11 protein-coding genes are annotated in these 20,505 nt (G+C 71.9%); 8 read left to right on the top strand and 3 right to left on the bottom strand.

The features are described from left to right. Window positions 1-5: 5 nt before the first annotated feature. A complete protein-coding gene (locus tag ACTIGN_RS22495; RefSeq protein ID WP_439628024.1) occupies window positions 6-689 on the bottom strand; it encodes a DUF4956 domain-containing protein in 684 nt (227 codons plus the stop codon). A gap of 627 nt (window positions 690-1,316) precedes the next feature. Further along, window positions 1,317-1,922: a sigma-70 family RNA polymerase sigma factor gene (locus ACTIGN_RS22490; protein ID WP_439628022.1), complete on the bottom strand. Its 606-nt coding sequence runs from the start codon at window positions 1,920-1,922 to the stop codon at window positions 1,317-1,319. 156 nt (window positions 1,923-2,078) lie between these two features. Here ACTIGN_RS22490 and ACTIGN_RS22485 point away from each other — a divergent pair, with 156 nt between their 5' ends. From ACTIGN_RS22485 to ACTIGN_RS22455, 7 genes are all read left to right on the top strand, one after another. Beyond that, a complete protein-coding gene (locus tag ACTIGN_RS22485) occupies window positions 2,079-3,800 on the top strand; it encodes an SMP-30/gluconolactonase/LRE family protein (protein ID WP_439628020.1) in 1,722 nt (573 codons plus the stop codon). Between the two features lie 77 nt (window positions 3,801-3,877). Then, entirely contained in the window at window positions 3,878-4,819 is a 942-nt protein-coding gene (locus ACTIGN_RS22480) for an alpha/beta hydrolase family protein (protein WP_439628018.1), read from the top strand. Further along, entirely contained in the window at window positions 4,816-5,646 is an 831-nt protein-coding gene (locus ACTIGN_RS22475) for an alpha/beta fold hydrolase (RefSeq protein ID WP_439628016.1), read from the top strand. Before ACTIGN_RS22480 ends, ACTIGN_RS22475 begins: the two co-directional genes overlap by 4 nt. Window positions 5,647-5,721: 75 nt before the next feature. Next, the gene (locus tag ACTIGN_RS22470; RefSeq protein WP_439628014.1) at window positions 5,722-6,051 is read left to right on the top strand and encodes an ATP-dependent Clp protease adaptor ClpS; all 330 of its coding nucleotides are present in this window, start codon (window positions 5,722-5,724) and stop codon (window positions 6,049-6,051) included. 72 nt (window positions 6,052-6,123) lie between these two features. After that, window positions 6,124-7,497 (top strand): glycosyltransferase family 87 protein, encoded by a 1,374-nt coding sequence (locus tag ACTIGN_RS22465; protein ID WP_439628012.1) that lies wholly within the window; start codon window positions 6,124-6,126, stop codon window positions 7,495-7,497. Window positions 7,498-7,573: 76 nt separating this feature from the next. Then, on the top strand, window positions 7,574-11,104 hold the full coding sequence (locus tag ACTIGN_RS22460; RefSeq protein WP_439628010.1) for a hypothetical protein: 3,531 nt from the start codon (window positions 7,574-7,576) through the stop codon (window positions 11,102-11,104). After that, window positions 11,086-16,131 carry a hypothetical protein gene (locus ACTIGN_RS22455; protein ID WP_439628008.1) on the top strand — a complete coding sequence of 1,682 codons (5,046 nt, stop codon included), beginning with the start codon at window positions 11,086-11,088 and terminating at the stop codon, window positions 16,129-16,131. Before ACTIGN_RS22460 ends, ACTIGN_RS22455 begins: the two co-directional genes overlap by 19 nt. Window position 16,132: 1 nt before the next feature. On the opposite strand, the gene dnaE is transcribed toward ACTIGN_RS22455, so the two are convergent. Further along, window positions 16,133-19,711, bottom strand: coding sequence for a DNA polymerase III subunit alpha (gene dnaE / locus ACTIGN_RS22450; RefSeq protein ID WP_439628006.1), 3,579 nt, complete (start codon window positions 19,709-19,711; stop codon window positions 16,133-16,135). A gap of 386 nt (window positions 19,712-20,097) precedes the next feature. Between dnaE and ACTIGN_RS22445 the strand changes: the two genes are divergently transcribed. After that, complete coding sequence (locus ACTIGN_RS22445; RefSeq protein WP_439628004.1) at window positions 20,098-20,241, top strand: hypothetical protein; 144 nt, start codon at window positions 20,098-20,100, stop codon at window positions 20,239-20,241. The last annotated feature ends 264 nt before the right edge of the window (window positions 20,242-20,505 follow it).

Genomic DNA, 20,505 nt, shown 5'->3' with positions numbered 1-20,505 from the left:
GAGCGTCAGTTCGCGGACGGGTCCTTCCACTCGACCCCCTGGACCCCCTCGATGCGCTTGAGTTCGAGGATGAGCGCGACGGGGGAGACTTCGGGCCGGAGGCGGGCGGAGTACGTCAGTTCGAGCGCGACGCCCTGCTTGGCGGTCCCGACCTCGGTGACGCGGTACATGGCGAGGTGCTTCAGCAGGGCCGGGGTGACCACCGACTCGGGGTCGGGGCACACGTTGAGCTTGATGACGAGCGTCGAGGCGGTCCCGCGGCCGCCCCCGCGGCTCCAGACGCTGAGCCCCCACGCGGTGACGCCGATGACCAGGGCGCTGGCCCACGCGAGGGTGATGAACGAGGACCCGATGGCCATTCCCGTGATGACCGCGAAGATCACGAACGCGGTGTCGCGGGTGTCGTCCACGATCGTGCGGAACCGGACGATCGACAGCACCCCGACGAGGCCGAACGCGCGGGCCAGGTTCTGGCCGATCACCAGCGTGACCATCGCGAGCAGGATCGTCAGCAGCACGAGGGTGGAGACGAGGGACGCCGTTTCGAGCCGGCCGCGGCGCTGCGTCAGGTAGTAGATCACGGCCACGACCACGCCGAAGAACGCGGCCGTTCCCAGGCACTCGAGCAACCGCTCCGGCGACGACGCCTCGGGGCGGTTCGGACCGACCTCACGGAACCAATCGTTCATCGACTGTGCCCACCCCTTGAAAGGTGCCTGGAGGTAAGACGAGTTGCGTCTCCGGATGGACGCACGGCAGCGGTCACTTCTTCACAAACGGAGCCCACAGGGCGCGGAACCCGGGTCGAACCGGGAACTGCGCCGAACGCGGTCCTCGGGCACGAACCGGCAGCGGTCGGGCGTGGGACGTCGTGGGGGCGGGAGCAGGGGTCCACGATCGCGGCTTCGATCCGTCGCGCAAGGCAGGGCGGGTGAGGGTGCCGGGCAGAACGGCACCACAAGAGCAGCATGACACGAATTATTCACAATATCTACCGCTGTCCACCCAATTCTCGCGGGACGTGATGACGGGCCGCCGGAGCGCCCGCTCGTGGGGGCGACCTTCCGCGCTGTTTGGCGCGTTCACCAACGGTCCCACACGCGAGTGTGGGGGCGGACCGGTGTGATGTGACAAACCCGAGGGGTGTCCGGCACTTCCCACCCACGGCGTACCGCCGCAGTTGTGGCGCTGCCCCCCACGAGCGAACGGGATCGTTGTAGCAGAAGAGATGCAGAAAATGCTGGCGGCGTAGGTGTCGGTGGGAAACGCAACGAGCCACGGGACACGCCCGTGGCTCGTTCCGGTAATTGCTCGGGTCACGCCTGGAAGTAGTGCTGCAACTTCTTGACGGCCTTGTACTTCTCGTCGCTGATCCGCTCCGGCGTGGTGCCGAGTTCGTCGGCGATCTCGGGGACGGTCCACCCGTCGGCGGTCAGGTCCAGGAGCCGGCGCTGGCGGGGGCTCAGCAACTCGGTCGACGCACGCGCGACGGCGTCGCGGTCGTCCTTGAGCGAGTTGGAGATCGGCCGCCGCTCGGGGACGTCGGGCGTCAGGTTGGTGAACTTCCGCGCCCGCTGGGTTCGCTTCTTGACCGCGTCGATGGCGCGGATGAACTCGCGGCGCTCGAGGCTCTCGTCGTCGACCAGCACCTGGCCCCACTTGTCGGCCTCGACCCGCTCCAGGAGGCGGACGAAGACCTCCTGGGTGCAGTCCTGCCAGCGGTCCGCCGGCAGGCGGGCGTTCCGCCAGCACGTCTGGCAGTACTTGCTGATGTCGGTGACGGCCTTGGCGCTCGGCGCGCCGCCGGCGGTGGTTGCAGTAGCGGCCGAGGCCTTGTTGGCCGAAGTCGTGGCCAGTGCCCCCAGCACGACCGCCACCATCACCTGGCGGGAAGCGGGGTTGGCAGGTAGGAACCGTCGCATCCTTGGGAATCCGTTGGGTAAGGAGCTGACCACTATTCTACGGACGGCGTCGTCCGCAAATCTCGCACGGCCGGCCGAAAAATTCTCAAGGTCGCCCGGGACCCGTCCGGTATGCTGTCACCCGGCCCGCCCCGACGCTCCAACAGGACGACCCGCATGACCCGCCGCCTCTCCCCGGTCCTGGTGTTATTCGCCGCAACGGCCGTCGCATTGGCCGCCGCCGACAAGAAGGCCGACCCGCAGCCGCCCAAGGGCGAGACCATCTCGTTCAGCTTCGAGAAAAGCAAGGTCTTTCCCGGAACCAGCCGCGGGGTGACCGTGTACGTCCCATCGCAGTACGACGGCAAGACCCCCGCGTGCGTCTACGTCAGCCAGGACGGGTTGCCCGGGTACGTCGGGCCGGCGTTCGAGAAGCTGATCGCCGACAAGGCCATGCCGGTGACCATCGCCATCGGCGTCACCCCGGGCGTGGTGAAGGCCGCCAATCAGGACGCGCTGCCGCGGTTCAACCGGAGCTACGAGTACGACGGGCTCGGCGGCGACTACGCCAGGTTCCTCGTCACCGAACTGCTCCCCGAGGTCGAGACGAGGGCGACGCAGTCCGGCCGCAAGGTCGTGCTGTCGCAGAGCGGCGTCGATCGGGCGATCGGCGGCGCGAGCAGCGGGGCGATCTGCGCGTTCACCGCGGCCTGGGAGCGGCCCGACGAGTTCAGCCGCGTGTTCAGCACCATCGGCACCTACGTCGGGCTCCGCGGCGGCGACGTGTACCCCACGCTGATCCGCAAGTTCGAGCCGAAGCCGATCCGCGTCTACCTCCAGGACGGCAGCAAGGACCTGAACATCTACGGCGGCGACTGGTGGATGGCGAACCAGACGATGCAGCGCGCACTGGTGTTCGCGGGCTACGAGGTGAAGCACTCCTGGAACGACGGCGGGCACAACGGCGGGCTGGCCGCGGAGGTGTTCCCCGAGGCGATGAAGTTCTTGTGGGAGGGGCACCCGAAGCCGGTGAGGGCGGGGCAGGGCAGCTCGCAGCTCAAGGAAATTCTCATCCCCGGCGAGGACTGGAAGCTGGTGGGCGAGGGGTACAAGTTCACCGAGGGACCGGCGACGAGCGCCAGGGGCGAGGTGTTCTTCAACGACGTCGGCAGCAGCAAGACGTTCAAGGTGGTGGACGGCAAGGCGGTCGAGTGGCTCGCCGACAGCAAGCGCGGCGACGGCCAGCGGTTCGGCCCGGACGGCAAGCTCTACGCCAACGCGGCCGCCGTCGGCAAGATCCTCGCCTGGGACGCCGAGGGCAAGTCGACCGAGTTCGCGAGCGGGTTCAAGGGCAACGACCTGGTCGTGCTGAACAACGGCGCGGTCTACGCCACCGACCCGTTCGAGGTGCCGAACAACAGCAAGGTGTACTACGTGTCACCGAAGGGCGAGGTGAGGGTGGTGGACACCGGGCTGAAGTTCGCCAACGGCATCACCGTGTCGCCGGACCAGACGCTCCTTTACGTCGCCGACAGCCGCTCGCACTGGGTCTACAGCTACCAGATTGCGGCCGACGGGTCGCTCGCGTACAAGCAGAAGTATTACCACCTTCACGTTCACGACAAGGACGACGACAGTGGGGCCGACGGCATGCGTGCCGACCGCGACGGCCGGCTATGGATCGCGACCAAGTCGGGGTTGCAGGTGTGCGACCAGGCCGGCCGGGTGAACTGCGTCATCCCGACGCCGAACGGGAAGGTGTCGAACCTGACCTTCGGCGGCCCGGACATGGACACCGTGTACGCGACCTGTGGCGACAAGGTGTTCAGCCGCAAGGTGAAGGTGAGGGGCGCGAACGCCTTCGAGCCGCCGTTCAAGCCGGCCCCGCCGCGGCTGTGACCGTTCGTGGGATCGTCGAGCCACGGAGCGTGTGCCCGTGGTTCTTGTGCGGTTGAGATGGCCCTTTGGAATCTTCCATGAAGCACGCTTTCCTGCTCGTCGCGGTGCTGGTTGTGGCCGGGTGCAAACCGCCGAACGGCGGGCCGGTCGCCGAGCCCACCGACTACACGGGGTCGCTCGCCGAGGCCCGAAAGGGGTTCGTCACGAGACTGGCCCGGCAGTCGAAGGCCAATGAGCCGGTGCCGACGCCGCCGGCGTGGGCGTACAAGAAGGTCGAGTACGATTCCCCCGTTGGGAAGCTCGCCGCCTACGTCACCCCGAACCCGAAGGATGGGTACAAGCGGCCGGCGATCATCTGGATCACCGGCGGCCACTGCAACACAATCGGGGACGTGTGGGAGGCCGCCCCGCCGAGCAGCGACGAGACCGCGGCCCAGTACCGCAAGGCCGGTCTTGTGATGATGTTCCCGTCCCTCCGCGGCGGGAACACCAACCCGGGGACGCAGGAGAACTTCTACGGCGAGGTGGACGACGTGCTCGCGGCGGCGGACTACCTCGCGAAGCAGGACCACGTCGATCCGAAGCGGATCTACCTCGGCGGGCACAGCACCGGAGGCACGCTCGCGATGCTGGTCGCGGAGTACTCCCCGCGGTTCCGGGCGGTGTTCTCGTTCGGGCCGGCGCACGACATTTCCGGCTACCCCGGGGAGTTCGTCCAGGCCGTCAACCTCTCGGACCGCAAGGAAGTGGACCTGCGGTCCCCCGGCAAGTGGCTGCACTCGATCCAGAGCCCGACCTTCGTGTTCGAGGGTGCGGGGGGGAACGTGCAGTCGCTCGAAACGATGGCGAGCACCTGCACCAACCCCAAGGGGCACTTCTTCACCGTGAAGGGCGCGAACCACTTCAACGTCCTCGCGCCGGTCAACGCGCTGATCGCGCAGAAGATCCTCAAGGACACCCCGGACGAGTGCAACATCGCGTTCACGGAGGCCGAGCTGCGTCAGGCGGTGGGGAAGTGACCGCTGCGGGCGGAACCATCGAACACCGCGGTTGCCGACTGGCCTACGACGTCCGGGGCGACGGCCCGGACGTGCTGTTCGTCCAGGGCGTCGGCGTCCACGGGCCGGGCTGGAGGCCGCAGCTCGACGCCTGTGCGGAACGCTACCGGTGCGTGTCGTTCGACAACCGCGGCATGGGCCGCAGCCAACCGCTCCCGGCTTCGCTGACCGTCGAGCAGATGGCAGACGACACGCTCGCGGTTCTCGACGCGGCGGGGGTCGGTTCGGCGCACGTCGTCGGGCACTCGCTCGGCGGGTTGGTCGCGCTCCAGTTGGCGCTGACCGCTCGCGACCGAGTGAAGAGCCTGGCGCTGCTCTGCACGTTCGCCGACGGGCGCGCGGCGGCGCCCCTCACGACCCGCATGTGCTGGCTCGGGACGCGCACCCGTGTCGGCTCGCGGCAGATGCGGAGGCGGGCGTTCGTGCGGCTCGTGATGCCGCCCGGTGGTGAATTTGACGCGGACGCGCTCGCGGCCGAACTCGCGCCGCTGTTCGGCCACGACCTTGGCGACCACCCGCCCGTGGTGGACCTCCAACTGAAGGCGATGCGGGCGTCGAGCGTCTCGGCGCGGCTCGGTGAACTGACCGGCGTACCGACGCTGGTGGTGAACGCGGCTCACGACCCGATCTCGCCGCCGCGGGTGAGTCGGGCGATTGCCGACGGGGTTCCCGGCTCGCGGTACGTCGAGTTCGCCGACGCCTCGCACGGCCTGCCGATCAGCCACGCGGCCGCGGTCAACGCGCTGCTCCTGGAGCACTTTGCTGCGGCAGCCGGCGGTCCCGGCTGAGGCGAACGCGTTCGCCATTTCCCTCCGGCCGACCGAATGTTAGAATCCGACAACTCGATGCGCCCGGAGACCACCATGGCGACCCCCTTCCCGGACGTGCTTCCGGAAACTGATACCGAGACGAAAACCCGCCGGCAGCCGCCGTACGCCGTTGTCCTGCACAACGACGACGTGAACGGCATGGAGTACGTCGTCAGCGTGCTCCGCAAGATCTTCGGGTACAGCGTCGAGAAGTGCGTCGAGCTGATGCTGGAGGCGCACGAGAAGGGTAAGGCCGCGGTGTGGGTCGGGGCGCTGGAGGTCGCGGAGCTGAAGGCCGACCAGGTCCGCTCGTGTGGTCCGGACCCGCAACAGAAGGCCAAGGGTGCCGCGACCCTCGGCGTCTCCGTTGAACCGGCCGCGTAGGGCACCGCCCGAGACGCGCCCCGGCCGCTGGACGCGCCGGGGCCATCCCACACCCCGCGCACGGACGCGCTCATGACGAACCTGTCCTTCTCCCGCCGCGTCCTCACGGCGCTCGCCGCGAACCCCGTTCGCCTGCGGGTCGCGTTCCTCGCCCTGCTCGCGCTCGCCCTGGCGTTCGCGAGTGTGAAGTACGCCGCGAAGGTCTCGAAGCCGGCCGACACCGGGGAGCAGTCCCGTTCCGCGTTCCTGCGGTGGCGATCGATGATCCGCGACGTGTTCACCGGCACCAACATCTACGTCGGTAAGAACGAGTACCCGAACCCGCCGGTCATGGCGCTCGTGCTGCGGCCGTTCGCCGAACTGCCGCCCGTGGTCGGCGCGATGGGCTGGTTCTACGCGAAGGTGCTGATGGCGGTCCTCGCGGCCGTGTGGACGTTCCGCCTCGTGAGCCCGCGGCCCGGCGCACCCGGGCCGGGTCAGGTGCCTGACGGCGCGAAGGCGGCCGCGGTCCTGCTCGCGCTGCCGGCCGTCATGGGCGACCTCACGCACAACAACGTCAACATCTTCATACTGTTCCTCGTGACCGGGTGCCTGGAACTGTACCGCACCGGCCGCGACGTGTCCGCGGGCGTGGTCCTGTCGCTGGCCGTCGCGTGCAAGGTCATGCCGGTGATGCTCCTCGCGTTCTTCGTGTGGAAGCGCGCCGGCCGCGTGGTCGGTGGGTGCGCCGCGGGGCTGGTCCTGTGGCTGGTCGTCGCGCCCGGGTGCGTGTTCGGGTTCGACCGCAACGCGGAACTGCTCACCGACTGGTACCGCCTGATGGTCGAGCGGCCCGTGCTGAAGGGCGAGGTCACGAGCGAGCACCCGAACCAGTCGATCGTCGGGTTCGTCTACCGGCTCGGGACGCACAGCCCGTCGTTCGTCGACTACGCCCAGACCCCCGAGGGGGACGTCCCGGTTCCCGCGGCCTACCACAACCTCGTCGACATCGGCCGGCCGGCGGCGTGGGCCGTGGTCAGGCTCGCCACGCTCGGATTCGCCGTGGCGATCATGTTCCTGTGCCGCACCCCGCGGGCCGAGCGCCAGGGGTGGCGGTTCGCGGCCGAGTGCGGGCTGATCGTCATGGCGATGCTCCTCCTCAGCGAGCGGACGTGGAAGCACCACGCGGTGGTCCTCCTGATTCCGGCGGCCGCGCTCGCGGTCGCGACCGCCGCCGGCCTCCCGGCCGGTGTGCCGCGGTTCGTCGTCGGGACTCTGGTGGCCGCCGGATTGCTGATGACGGTCCCGGGGGTGTTCGGAACCCGGGCCGGCGATCTCGCGCTGGTGTACGGCACCCACACGATTGCGTTCGTCCTCCTGACGGCGGCCACGGCCGCGGTCCTGGTGTGCGGGTTGCAGCAGCGGGACCGTTCGGGCGGGGCAATGCCGGGTGAGATTTCGACGTGATCGGGTCGGAACGGGCACGGGGGCTGGGTATACTGGGTGGTTAACGGCGACCGCCCCGCCCGGCCCGAGGAGTGCCATGCCGGCCACCACCTGCCTCCCCGCGCTGTGCCGCCAATTCCGCCGCGCCGCGCTGGTCGTGCCGGTGCTGCTGCTCGCGCTCTTCGGCCCGACCGCACGCGGCCTCCAGCCCGAGCCGAAGAAGACCGCCGACCCGAAGACCAAGGACTCGCCCGTCGTCCGCCTCCCCGACGGCACCTACCTCTGGGTCGGGAACTCGACCGATAGTGCCGGCGAGCGCGTCAGCCTCACCCCACAGGAGCTCCAGAAGCTCCTCAACGAACTCGACCAGATGCGGAAGCAACTCGCGGCCCGCAAGCCGGCCCCGCCGAGCGGGTGCGCCGTCCGCGGCCGGGTCGAGAAGCGCGGCGAGCAACTCGTCGCCGCACTCAAGCTCACCTGCACGTTCCGCACCACCGCCCCGCAGACGGCCGTGGCGCTCGGGGGCCGCCGGGGGTTCCTCGTCGCCGCCGCGCTCGACGGGAACAAGCTCCCGGTCCTCGATACCAACGAGGACGGGTTCGCCCTCATGGTCGAGGCGGCCGGCGACCACTCCCTCGTACTGGACCTGGAAGCCCCCGTGACCTCCCGCGGGGCGAAGCCCGAACTCGGGTTCGAAATCGGCCTGCCGCGGGCCGCGATCACGACGCTCCTGTTCGACCCGCCCGGCCAGGACGTCAAGCGCGTCAACCTGACCACGAAGACCGTGGACCCGGCCCAGCCGACCCGGCCCCCCGAGACGCGCCGGACCCCGGCCCTGGAGCTGAAGCAACTCGCTCCGCGCCCCGGCCACGAGGCCGGCTACCCGCTCGGGTCGGTCGACGCGGTCGAGGTGACCTGGGACCCGCCCGCGGCCGCGGCGCAGCCGGCCGATCAGGTCCAGTCGGCGGACCTCGACGTCGCCGTCCTGCTGACCGAGCCGTTCGTTGAGACGACCGCCAAGGTGCGGTTCCGCGGCCCGGCCCGGGAGTGGAAACTGGTCGCCCCGGCGACCGCCGACCTGAGCGTGGACCACGCGGGCGGCCCCGACACCGGGCCGACCCAGCCGGCGACCGTGTCCCGGCCCGGCGACCCGAACAAGCCGGTCTGGAAGATCGAGTTCCCGGCCGGCTCCCCGGCGGCCGACTGGACCGTCACCGTCGTCACCCGCCAGCCCCGCCCGAAGCCCGAGGACCCCCAGCACCGCGGGCCGTACCCCGTCGGCCCGTTCACGACCCTCGACGTCCTCCGCCAGACGGGCACGGTCAAGGTGACGGCCGCGGCCAACACGCACCTCACGTTCAAGCACGGCCCCGACCTCCGCAAGGCCGAGCCGCCCGGACCGGCCGAGGAGGAGGTGACGACCGCGTTCTTCCGCCTGGTCACCGGGCCGACCGGATCGACCGCCTCGAACGCGCCGCTGTTCACCCTTGAGGCCCGGCCCCAGGTGGGGGCGGTGAAGGTCAAGCCGACGTACCGCCTGACCCTGACCGACGCCGGGTGGCGGGTCCGGGCCGAGGTCCGGGTGTTCCCGATCCGCACCCAGGTCGAGTCCGTCCTCGTCGAGGTCCCGGTGAGCTGGCGGGGGCTGGAGGCGTCCCCGCCCGAACTGGTCGAGGGCGTCCAGCAGGTCCCGCCCCACGACGGCTTCTGGGCGGCGTCCGCGGCGCAGTCCGTCGGCGGCCGCCGCGTGCCGGTCGTCGTCCGCCTCGCCACCGCGCACAAGCAGCCGTTCGACCTCGTCCTCTCGGGGACGGTGCCCGTCGAGCCGGGCGACGCGGCCGGGACCGTCGCGCTGCCGCGGTTCCCCGAGGCGACCGAGGCCTCGGCGGCGCTGACCGCGACCGTCCCCGACGGGTTCGAACTCCGCGGCGAGACCCGCGATTGGGACGGCGAGTACGCCGCGTGGGGGACGCCGCTCCCGGCGGTCGCGGACCCGAGCGGGAAGGGCTCGCGGGCCGTCACGAGCGTGAGCGGGCGGGCCGAGTCGGGGGTCGCCCGCGTGACCCTCGGCTGGAGCCCGCACCACCCCGACCTCGCCGCCGAGGTCCGGGCCGACGTCACCCTCGGCGAGCGGCAACTCGTCATCGTCCAGCAGATCAAGCTCCGGTCCTCGACCGGGCTCCCGCGGCGGCTCCGGTTCCGCGGGCCGACCGCCCCGGCCGCGATGAAGACGGTCCCCGCTCTCGACCCCGTCGGGGCCGGGGAGTGGGTGTTCACGACGCCCCCGGACGCGACGGAGTTGACCGTCACAGCCACGTACGCGACGGCCCTGCCGCGGCAGTCGCCGGGTGAGAACGGCGCGACCCGGGTGCCGGTCGCGCTCCTCTGGCCGGTGGGCGCGACCCGGACCGAGGCGACGGCCCGCGTCTGGGCGGACCTCGACACGAGCCGGGCGGTCTCCAGCGCCTCTCCGGGGTGGCGCGAGCTGGCGGTCGAGCCCGCCCCGGACCGCGACGCGCTCCCCGTGCTCACGCTGTCGGCCGTCGCGGCCGAACCGCTGACCCTGGAGACGCAGCCCGTTGCCGACACCGGTGCGGTCGCCGGGTGGGCCGAGCGGGGGCTCGTTCAGGCCTGGGGGGGCGACGACGGGACGGTGAGCTACCGCGCCCGCTACCTCCTCCGCCGCTGGTTGCGGCCCAGCGTCGAGGTCCGGCTCCCGAGCCCGCTCGCCGGTCCGAACCCCGAGTTCTTTCGGGACGGTCAGCGGTTGGACGCGGCCGCCCTGACCGGCACGGACGACGAGCGGGCGTTCCGCGTCCCGCTCCCGGCCGCGCGCCCGGGTGCGACGACCACCATCGAGGTCCGGTACCAGCTCCCGGTGTCCCGCGGGCCGGCCGGAGAGCTGGTCTACCACCCGCCGACCCTCCCCGGGGTCGCGTTCGTCGGTCCGGTGCAGTGGCAGGCGGTGGTCGCGCACGGCCACGCGCCGCTGGTCGCCGCGGGGGCCAGCACCGAGTTCCGCTGGCGGCCCCGGCCCACCGGCGTCGCCCCGTGCGCGCCGGGTTCGGCCGAGGCGCTCGAAGCGTGGTTCCGCACCGGGGACGACGCGGCCGACGCCTCGGACGCGCCGGGGGAGGTGTTCGTCGCGCGGCAGGTCGCGCCCGGTCCCGTTCGCGTGTACCAGGTGCCCCACACCGGCCTGGTGATCGTATGCTCGGCGGCCGCGTTCATCCTGGCCCTCGTACTCTGGCGGCTGCCCGGCGCGGTCTTCGGCGTGGGGGTCGCCGCCGCGAGCGCCGCCGCCGTGGGCGCGGCCGGGTACAACCCGCACCCCGCCGCGCCGGTCGCGGGGGCGTGTCAGCCGGGCGGGGCAGCCGCGGCCGGGGTGGGCGGCGCCGGGGGGCGGGCCCGCGGGGGGGGGGGGGGCGGCCCCCGCGGCGGCGGCCCGTTGGCTGCACCGCCGCAGGTTGGCGCGCATGCCGGGGTTCTCCAGAACCTCGCCCGAGCCGTCCGCGCACCGGGTCGTTCTCCCGTCGTCGGCCCGGAACCGCCCGAACCCGGACGGAACGGCCAGTTTCGACCCCGCACCCCCGATCAAGGGGTAACCCGATGCCGCGCTGGTTGCTGATCCTGGCGGCTGTCGGGGCCGCGGCCGCGGCTGGCGGGGCCGCGGGCGACTCGCCCGGCGTCCGCCCGTCGGGCCAGGTCGTGGCCGGTCCCGCGGCCGTTCTCCACCCCGACGCACTGCCGGTCGAGGACCCGTTCCCCATCCGCCGCGTGCGGGCCACGGAGCAGCAACTCGCCGAGGCCCAGAAGCAACTCGAAGCCGGGCCGGTGGTCCGCCTCCCCCGCGGCGAGTTCGACGCGCGGGTCCGATCGGCCGGCCGCGCCGCGGCCGATGCGAAGCTCGCCCCGCGGATCGCCGACGCCCGCTACCGGGCGGCCGTGGTCGAGGGGGACCTCGTCGGCACGGCCGAAATGGAGATCGTCCACGCCGGGGCCGCGCCGCGGTTCTTCCCGCTCGACCCGCTCCGGCTCGCGCTCGGGCCGGCGACGTGGGGCGACGGGCGCGAGGCCGTGGTCGCGATCCCGCCCGGGGGCACCGTGCCCGCCGTGTGGCTCGACCGCCCCGGGCGGCACACCCTCAAGTTCGGGTGGTCCGTGGTGGGGATCGCAGAACCCGGCGAGCGGCGGTTCGAGTTCCGGGTGCCGACCGCCCCGACGGCCCTGCTGGTTCTGGACCTCCCCGCCGGTCAGGTGCCAGCGGTCCCCGCCGCCGAGGTGCTCCTCACCGGCCCGTTCCCGACGGGGGGGAACCCGCCGCGGGCCGAGTGGCGGGTCCGCTTCGGCGGCCGCTCGCGCCTCGACGTCGCGGTCCGCCCCGCGGGCCACTCGGGGGTCCCCGCGGCCGCGACCCTGATCGCCCGGTACGACGCCGCCCCCGGGCAACTCGCTTGCTCGTTCGAGTACGACCTCCGCCCCGCCACCGGCACCGTCGGCGAGTGGCTGTTCACGGTCGACCCGGGGCTGCGGATCGCGGACGTGGTGATGAACAACCGCGCCGGCTGGACGGTGGACCCGGCCCCGGCCCCGAACGCGCCGCGCAAGCTCCGCGTCGCCCTCCGCCAGCCCGGTGCGGGCGGAAAGGTCGTGGTCACCGCGGTCGCGCCGTTCCCCGATCCCCAGAGGCCGGGCGACGCGCCGCTCCCCGTCGTTCGCCCGGTCGGTGCCGTTCTGGACGACGAAACCGTCGAGGTCCGCGTCCACCCGGGTCTGAGTGTCGCGAACTGGAGCCCCGGGGACTACCGGCCCGTCGATTCCCAAACCCTGTCCGATCAGACCCGCAGCGTGACCCTCACGGGGACGCTCCTGCCGTCCGGAACCGACCGGCAGTTCCGGAAGCCGCCCCTGCTCGCGACCGCGGCCGCCGAGCACAACTTCACGACCACCGAGGACCTGGCGTGGCGGTTCGACGCGACCCGGTCCGCCGCCGCGCTCCGGGTCGCGCTCAAGGTGCGGCGGGGGCCGATGTTCTCCTTCGCCCTTCGGGTGCCCCCGGGGTACTCGCTCGCACGGGTGGCCACGGTGCCCGATGAACTGATCTCGTACTCACAGTTCGCGAACGGGAAGGTCTCGGTCGAGTTCGCCCGGCCGTTGACGACCGGCCAGTCGGCCGAACTGGTCTTCGAGTTCCGCGGGCCGGACCTGCCGCCCGGCCGGCACCGGCTCTCGTTCCCGGTGTTCACCCCGGTGGCCGCTCGGGAGCGGAACGGGGTGGTCGCGGTGTACCCCGGGTCGGTGTGGGCGGCCGACGCCTGGGCCGGGACCGGGACGTCGCGGGTGGGGTGGCTCGACCCGTTCGCGCCGCCCGCCCCCGAAGGGGCGGCCGCCGCCTTCCGGTACGCGGGGGGCGACCCGGAGGGGGGCGTGGAGTTGGCCCCGGCGAAGCCCGAGTTCGTCGTCACCTCGGTGACGCCGACGGACCTCCCGGACGGCGAGGCGTTCACCATCGAGGTGCGCACCGGGGCGCTTCCCGTTGTTCTGGCCGCGAGCCCGAGCGGCGGGCCGGAGCGGAGTTGGCGCGTCCTCAGTGGGGGGAACGCGGTGGCCGCCGCGACGCGGCTCGCGCTGGGGCCGCTTCTGGCGACCGCGCTCCGCCGGCCGTCCCCGTGGCCGGTGGACTTGTGGGTGGTCGCGCTGGCCCGGCCCGCTGCGGGTGCGTTCACCCTTGCAACGGGGCCCGTTGCCCCGGACGGTCGAACCGAGGCGACGCGACGGCTTAACATTCTGGGCGCGAGCGCCATCTCCGCGGGGGCCCGGCCGACCCCGAAGCCCGAGCGGGCGACCGGATCGCAAACCTGGGGGTTCCGCGACCTCTACCTGCTGACCGCGGTCCGCTCCCCGTCCGACGTCGTCGGCGTGTTCGGCGGCTCGGCGACGTCCGTCGGCGGGGCGAAACTGCCCGTCACGCTGCCGCCCGGTGCGGAGGTCCTGTCCGTGGCGGTGGAGGGGAAGTGGGCGGCCCCCGGTTCGGTGCCGGTCACCGCCGGGGGCGTTCTGGAACTTCCCGTGCCCGCTCGATCCACGGCGAGGTTCGAGGTCCGGTACCGCCTCCCTCCCGACGCGGGCTTCCCGGTTGCTCTCGTCCGCAGCCCCGAGCCGGGCCTGCCGGTCCCCGTCGAGGTCGTCCGGTGGTGGGCGTTCGGCCCAACGGTCCTCGCCGGCTGGCCGGTGCTCCCGTGGGACCGCGGCTCCGCGGCCGACCTCCCCGCCCTTCTCGGGGGCCTGCCCCTCGGTGGCCCGGGCGCACTGGTGTCGCGGGCGAACTTCGCCGAGGTCCGCGTCGCCCCGGCGGGAACGGCGTCCGCCGCCGGCGGGGGCATCGCCGCGGTGCTCCTTGCACTCGGCTGGGCGGCCGGCCGGCGGCGGCACCCGTTCTGTGGCCTGCTCCTCGTGACTGGGCTGTTCGCCCTCGCGGCCGCCGGGCACCTCGGGCCGCCCTGGTGGCAGCGGGCCGCGTTCGCCCCGCTCGTCGTCGGGCTCGCGGTCGCCGGCGGGGTGGTCGTCGTCCGCGGGCACCGCAAGAGCGTCGCCGCGGTCGGCGTCGTTCTGGCCGGGTGGGCAGCCCTCGAGACGCGGATTGCGGCCCAACAACCCGCGACAACGACCGTGATTCTCGTGTCGCCGGACCGGGAGGGCCGGGAAACGGTCGCCGTTCCGAAGGCGGTTCTGGACCGGTTGGCCGCGATCCGCCCGGCCGCGCCCGGTGTGGTGCTAACGACCGCCGAGTACACCGCCACGGCGGACGACACCTCGGCACGGGTCGTCGCGAAGTTCACCGCCCACGCGCTGGCCGGGGCCGACCCGGTCGCGAGTCTCCCCCTCCCGGATGCGCGGCTGGAGCGGGTCACGGTCAACGGGGCGAACGCGTTCCCGGCCACGCCCCGCCCGGGGGTGTACGCGGTTCCGCTGCCGGGACCGGGCCGCCACGAGATCGAGGTCCGGTTCACCGTGGCCATCGGCGGTGCTGGCCCCGAGCGCGAGGTCCGGTTCGGCGTCCCCGAGGTGCCCGCGACGCGGTTGGTCGCGGACCTGCCGGGCGGCGCGCGCCAGGCGCAGGCCGTTGGGCGGATCGGGCGACAAGTTGTGGCCCCCGGCGGCCGCGTCCGGCTCGAAGCGGACCTCGGGCCGGTCAAGCAGTTCCACGCCCGCTGGCGGGACGGGGCGGGCGGGGCGGCGACGATCAAGGTTCGCGAGGCGTGCATCTGGGACGTCTCCGAGGACGGGGCCGAACTGACGGCGTGCTACGTTGTGCGGGTCGAACAAGGGACCGTGACGTCCGTGCGGTTCGAGGTCCCCGCGGAACTCGAGCCCCTGGGGCTCGCCGTCCGGTCCCTCGACCCGGGCGGGACCGCGGCGCTGCGGGACTGGTCGCTGGCCCCGGAGCAGGGCGGGTTCCGGCCGCTCAAGCTCGACCTCCAGGACGCGACCGGCGGCCGCATCCTCGTGGTGCTGACGCTCGCCCCGCAGAAGGCCGTCACGCGGCAGCCGCTCCTGCGGTTCCCGAAGGTGGTCCTCCCCGGTGGGGCCGCACCGCTCCCCGACGCGGCGTACGGGCTGCGGGTGAAGGGCGTCGCCATCGAGGAACTCGGCCGCGCCGGAGTCATCGACTTCTCCCCGGACGCCTTGACGAAGGAGTTCGCCGGGGTGGTGGAACTCCGGCTCGACCCGAACGCCCCGGTCCGCGTGTTCCGGCCGACGGTCCGCGGCGGGGCGGAGCTCCGCCCGACCCTTCGCGTGGTTAGCGACCCGCCGGGGCTCACGCTCGATACCCTCTGGCACCTCGGCCCGAAGCGGGCGGTGGCGACCGGAACCGTGAAGTGGGTCGGGACCGCGCCGCAGGCACTCATCGAGCTCGGCCTGGAGGGGGTGACGGTCACCGAGGTCCGCGGGGCCGAGGTCGCCGGCTGGGCACAGCCCGACGGCCGGTTGCAGGTGTGGCTCCAGCGGGCCGTGAAGGAGGGCGAGGTGAGCTGGACGGGTGCGGTCGCCTCGCCGCAGTTGCCGTTCGAGGCGAAGACGCCCCGCGTCACGAGCGCCGGCCGGCTGGTGAGCGACGCCGTGCGGGTCCTGCCGGCCGACGGGTTCGGGCTGGTGGTGGAGCGCGACCGCGGGTGGACGCCCGGCCCCGCGGCGGGCCACCAGTTGAGTTACCGGACCGCCTCGGCGTCGTTCCCGCCGGTCCGCGTCGCCCTCGACCCGGCCCGCGGGGCGCTCGCCCCGGCCGACCTCGGGTGGCTCGCGCCGTCGCCGCGGGCGAGTGTTGCGGCCGACCTGAGGCCCCCCGCGGACCCGCGACCGGAGACCGTTCCAGCCGCGCCGGGCGGCGGTCCCCAGCCGCCGCCGGCGAGCGAGACGGCGGCCCGGTGGCTGCTGCCGCTGTCACTCGCCGTCGGCTGGGCGTCCGCGTTCGGGCTGCTGCTCCTGATGGCGGCCTGCTTCCAGCGGGCGACGTGGCCGGAGCAACTCGGGCTCGTCGCCGGGTTCCTCGGGCTCGCCGTCGGGGTGGGCTGGTGGGTCGGCGTACCGGTGTGGTGCGGCGCCCGGGTCGTGTGGCTCGTGGAGGCCGTCGCCCGCGGCCTCCGCACCCGGTAGCCTACCGCGAGAACAGCACCGCGCCCGGGCCGAGGACCATCTCCAGTTCCTCGACCTTGAGCGCCCCGGGGTTCACCCGGAACTCCTCGTTCAGCTTGAGCTGCACCTGCTTCCCGTTCCCGTCGCGGACACTCAGGTACACCGGGCACGTCCCGCGGTACCGCTTCAGCACCAGCGAGACGGCGTCGAGCTTCCGCAGGCTCCCCTCGTCGTCGGTGTACGGGAGCTTGATGAGCATGCTCTTGGTGAACTCGGCGCGGGCCTCGTCGATGGTGAGCACCTTCTTCACCTGGAAGTCGGGCTCGGCCCGCTCCGGGGCCCACCTGAGGGTGCCCTCGAACAGGTGGACCGCGTCGGCCGTCACCATCGCCTGGAACCGGGCGTACTCGTCGGACCACATGATGCACCGCACCGACCCGGTGAAGTCCTCGATGCGGAACGTCGCGTACTTCCGCCCGGTGTTGCGGCCCTTGTTCGCGGTGCGGACCTCCAGGTTCGCGATCATCCCCCCCGCGCGGCCCTCGGTCCCGTCCTTGGCCTTCGCGAGGTCGCCGGCGTCGTGCGTGCGGAACCGGCGGAGCTGCTCGTCGAACTGCGCCAGCGGGTGGCTCGACATGTAGAAGTCGAGCGCCTCCTTCTCGAACTTGAGCTTCTCCCGCTCGGGCCACTCGTCGAGCTCGGGCAGCCCGTGCCCCGGCCCGCGGTCCCCGGCCCCGCCGCCGGCGTCGTCGCCCGCCTCGAACAGGTCGAGGAAGCTCTTCTGCCCGCGGCGGCGGTCCGAGGCCCGCTCGTCGGCCGCCTGGAACGCCTTGGCGACCGCGTTGAAGTGCGCCGACCGCTTCCCGAACGGGTCGAACGCCCCGGCCATCACCATCCGCTCGACCGCCGACTTCTGGACGATCCGCCGGTCGATCCGCTCGCTGAAGTCGAAGAAGTCCTTGAACTTCCCGCCCTCGTCCCGGGCGCGGACGATCTCCTCGGCGGCGCTGCGGCCCAGCCCCTTGATCGCGGTGAGCCCGAACAGGATGCGGTTGTTGTGGACGTCGAAGTCGGCCCGGCCCCGGTTCACGTCCGGGGGCAGCACCTCGATCCCGAGCTTGCGGGCGTCGGCGATGTGGTCGACCAGCATGTCCCGCTTGTTCCCGTCGTCGATCTCCGACGACAGCAGCGCGGCCATGTACTCGGCCGTGTAGTGCGTCTTCAGGTAGGCTGTCTGGTACCCGATTTGCGCGTAAGCCGCGGTGTGTGACTTGTTGAACCCGTAGCCCCCGAACTTTACGATCAGTTCGAAGATCTCGGCGGCCTTTTCCTCGGCCATGCCCTTGTCCTTCGCCCCGACGACGAAGTCGGCCTTGCGGGCGTTGATGATCTCGAAGTTCTTCTTGCTGATCGCCTTGATGCACGCGTACGCCTTGGCCAGCTCGATCCCGCCGAGCCGGTTCAGGATCCGCATCACCTGTTCCTGGTACACCATCACCCCGTACGTCTCGCTCAGCACGTCCTCCATCACCGGGTGCGGGTACACCGGCTTGCGGCGGCCGTGCTTGCACTCGATGTACTCGTCCACCATGCCGCCCTCGAGCGGCCCCGGGCGGTACAGCGCGAGCACCGCGATCAGGTCGCGGATGTTGTCCGGCTTCATCCGCTTGAGCAGCTCGCGGATGCCCTCCGACTCCAACTGGAACACGCCCTTCGCGTCGCCCCGCTGGAGCAGCTTGTACGTGTCCGGGTCGGTGAGCGGGAACTTCATGGGGTCGACGTCGAGCCCGCGCGTCTTCTTGATGAGCCGGACGCAGTTGTCGAGGACCGTGAGGTTCCGCAACCCCAGGAAGTCCATCTTGAGCATCCCGACCTTCTCGATGATGCCCATTTCCCACTGCGTGGTGACGGCGATCGTCCCCTTCCCGTTGTCGCCGTCGTCCCCGTCGGTCTTCCGCACGATCCGCTGCACCGGCACGTAGTCGGTGATCGGTCCATTCGCGATCACCACGCCCGCAGCGTGCGTCCCGACGTTGCGGTTCATCCCCTCCAGCTTCAGCGCGATGTCCACCATCTGGCGGACCTGCGGGTCCGCGTCGTACTCGCGGCGGAAGTCCGGCGACGCCATCGCCTCGGCCAGGTCGGCCGCGATCGCCCCCTTCATGGGGACGAGCTTGCACATCGCGTTCACCCGGTCCAGCGGCACGTCGAGCGCGCGGCCCACGTCCTTCATCGCGTTCTTCGCCGCGAGCGTCCCGAACGTGCCGATCTGGGCCACCGACTCGACCCCGTACTTCCGCTTCACGTAGTCGATCACCAGTTCCCGCCGGTCCTGGCAGAAGTCGATGTCGATGTCGGGCGCCTCCGACCGGTTCGGGTCGAGGAACCGCTCGAACAGCAGGTCGTACTCCAGCGGGCACACGTGGCTCAGGTACAGGACGTAGGACACGATCGCGCCGCAGCCGGACCCGCGGGCCGTGGACGGGATGCCGCTCTCGCGCGCGAACCGCACGAAGTCCCACACGATCAGGAAGTAGCTCGCGAACCCCATCTTGTTGATGGTGGCCAGCTCGTGCTCCAGGCGCTTCCTCACCGCCTCGCTCGGGTCGGCCCCGTACCGGTCCCGGACCCCCGCCTCGCACAGCTCGCGGAGGAACTCCTCGGGGGTGCGGCCCGGGGGCGGGGCGAACACCGGGAAGTGCCGCTTCTTGAAGTCGAGCTGGATGTCGATCTTGTCCGCGATCTCCTGGCTCCGGGCCACCGCGTCCTGGTGGTTCGGGAACAGGTTGTACATGTCGTCCGGGCTGCGGACGAAGTACGGGTTGGGCATCTTCTCTTCGGGGTACAGCCGCTTCCGCGGGTCGTGCTTCCGCCGGGTGTTGATGCAGAACAGCACGTCGTGCGCGAGCGCGTCGGTCGCGTTCAGGTAGTGGGCGTCGGCCGTCGCCACGAGCGGCACCCCGAGCTTGTTCGCGATGTCCGTCGCCACCGGCGTGCACTGGTCCTGCAGCGAGATCCCGTTGTTCTGGAGCTCGATGTAGTAGTCCTCGCCGAACTGCTTGCTGAACCACCGGGCCGTCTTCTCGGCCTCCGGGATCTGGTCCTTGATGATGTGCTGGTTGAACTCGCCCGCCAGGCACCCGCTCAGGCAGATGAGCCCCTCCTTGTGCGCCTCCAGGATCTCCCGGTCGATCCGCGGGTGGTAGTAGAACCCCTCCAGGAACGCGATGCTCGACAGCTTCACGAGGTTCTTGTACCCCGTGACGTTCTTCGCAAGCAGCGTGAGGTGGCTGTACGCCTTGTCGTGGTTCGCCGCCTTGCGGTCCGTGCGGCTCCCCGGCGCGAGGTACGCCTCGTACCCGATGATCGGCTTGATCCCGCCCTTGTTGCACTCGTTGTAGAACTCGATCGCGCCGTACAGGTTCCCGTGGTCCGTGATCGCGCAGGCCGTCATCCCCAGCTTCTTCGTCTGCGCGACGAGGGGCGGGATCCGGTTGAAGCCGTCGAGCAGGCTGTAGTGGGTGTGCAGGTGGAGGTGGCAGAAACACTTCGCCATGAGGGCCGTCCGGTCGGTGAACAGGCGGATAAGTGCGACTGTCATGGGTTATACCGGAACGGGCTGGGGCGCGGAAGCCGAACTCGGCGTCCGCGGGGGCGGCGGCCGGCGCGTTGTGACCGCTGGTCGGGGCGGTCGGGTCGTGCGGGGTGCGCGGCACGCCGGTGCCGGTCGCGTCGGGACCGTCGGCGTCGGGCGGCGGCGGGTTCTTGAGCTTGTGGCGCTTGAGCATGTCGGAGTGTGCCCGGGCGAAGCCGCGGTCGAAGTCGGGGAGGCACGCGGCGTCGATCTTCGCGTGGCGTGCGCGCTCCTCGGGGGTCATCGCGCACTGGAACAGTACCTCCTCGGCGTCCTCGGGCCGCAGCCCTTCGAGGCGCGGGTCCACGCGCGGCGGCCGGTCCTTCACCGGGCGGCGGTGCCGGATTCGCGTCATGCACACCCGCGAGAGCGTCTCGGCGGCGCGGCGCGCGGCCCTCACGTCGTCGCCGCGGAGCCGCTTGCGGAGGAACCGCATGGACTCGGCCGCGGCGTCGGCGATGACCTCGCGCCGCGCGCGGGCCGCGGCGCGCTGGTAGGTCGGGTTGAACCGGCACAGCGCCTTAAGTTCGTCGGCGTCCACGTCGAGCGCGGCGGCGACGGCGGCCCACGTCGAGCCCTCGGCGCGGAGATCCGCGGCGCGGGACAGCACGGCCTCCACGTCGAGGGTGAGAGCGGGCATGACGGCACCCGGGGGAAGGGGGGGAAGATCGGAGGTCGGACCCGTGACCCAGGGTTGGCACCCGGAGACCCAGGGTTGGCACCCGGAGACCCAGGGTTGGCACCCGGAGACCCAGGGTTGG

The sequence above is a fragment of the Gemmata sp. genome (assembly GCF_051859125.1).
Classification (GTDB): Bacteria; Planctomycetota; Planctomycetia; order Gemmatales; family Gemmataceae; genus Gemmata.
The sequence above is the reverse complement of the archived record's forward strand: the minus strand, read 5'-3'. Positions and strand labels throughout refer to the sequence as shown.

Coding starts and splice junctions, on each gene's coding strand:
- ACTIGN_RS22490 (WP_439628022.1), bottom strand. CDS start 1,922: ATGCGACGGTTCCTACCTGCCAACCCCGCTTCCCGCCAGGTGATGGTG.
- ACTIGN_RS22495 (WP_439628024.1), bottom strand. CDS start 689: ATGAACGATTGGTTCCGTGAGGTCGGTCCGAACCGCCCCGAGGCGTCG.
- dnaE (WP_439628006.1), bottom strand. CDS start 19,711: ATGACAGTCGCACTTATCCGCCTGTTCACCGACCGGACGGCCCTCATG.
- ACTIGN_RS22485 (WP_439628020.1), top strand. CDS start 2,079: ATGACCCGCCGCCTCTCCCCGGTCCTGGTGTTATTCGCCGCAACGGCC.
- ACTIGN_RS22470 (WP_439628014.1), top strand. CDS start 5,722: ATGGCGACCCCCTTCCCGGACGTGCTTCCGGAAACTGATACCGAGACG.
- ACTIGN_RS22480 (WP_439628018.1), top strand. CDS start 3,878: ATGAAGCACGCTTTCCTGCTCGTCGCGGTGCTGGTTGTGGCCGGGTGC.
- ACTIGN_RS22460 (WP_439628010.1), top strand. CDS start 7,574: ATGCCGGCCACCACCTGCCTCCCCGCGCTGTGCCGCCAATTCCGCCGC.
- ACTIGN_RS22445 (WP_439628004.1), top strand. CDS start 20,098: ATGCACACCCGCGAGAGCGTCTCGGCGGCGCGGCGCGCGGCCCTCACG.
- ACTIGN_RS22465 (WP_439628012.1), top strand. CDS start 6,124: ATGACGAACCTGTCCTTCTCCCGCCGCGTCCTCACGGCGCTCGCCGCG.
- ACTIGN_RS22455 (WP_439628008.1), top strand. CDS start 11,086: ATGCCGCGCTGGTTGCTGATCCTGGCGGCTGTCGGGGCCGCGGCCGCG.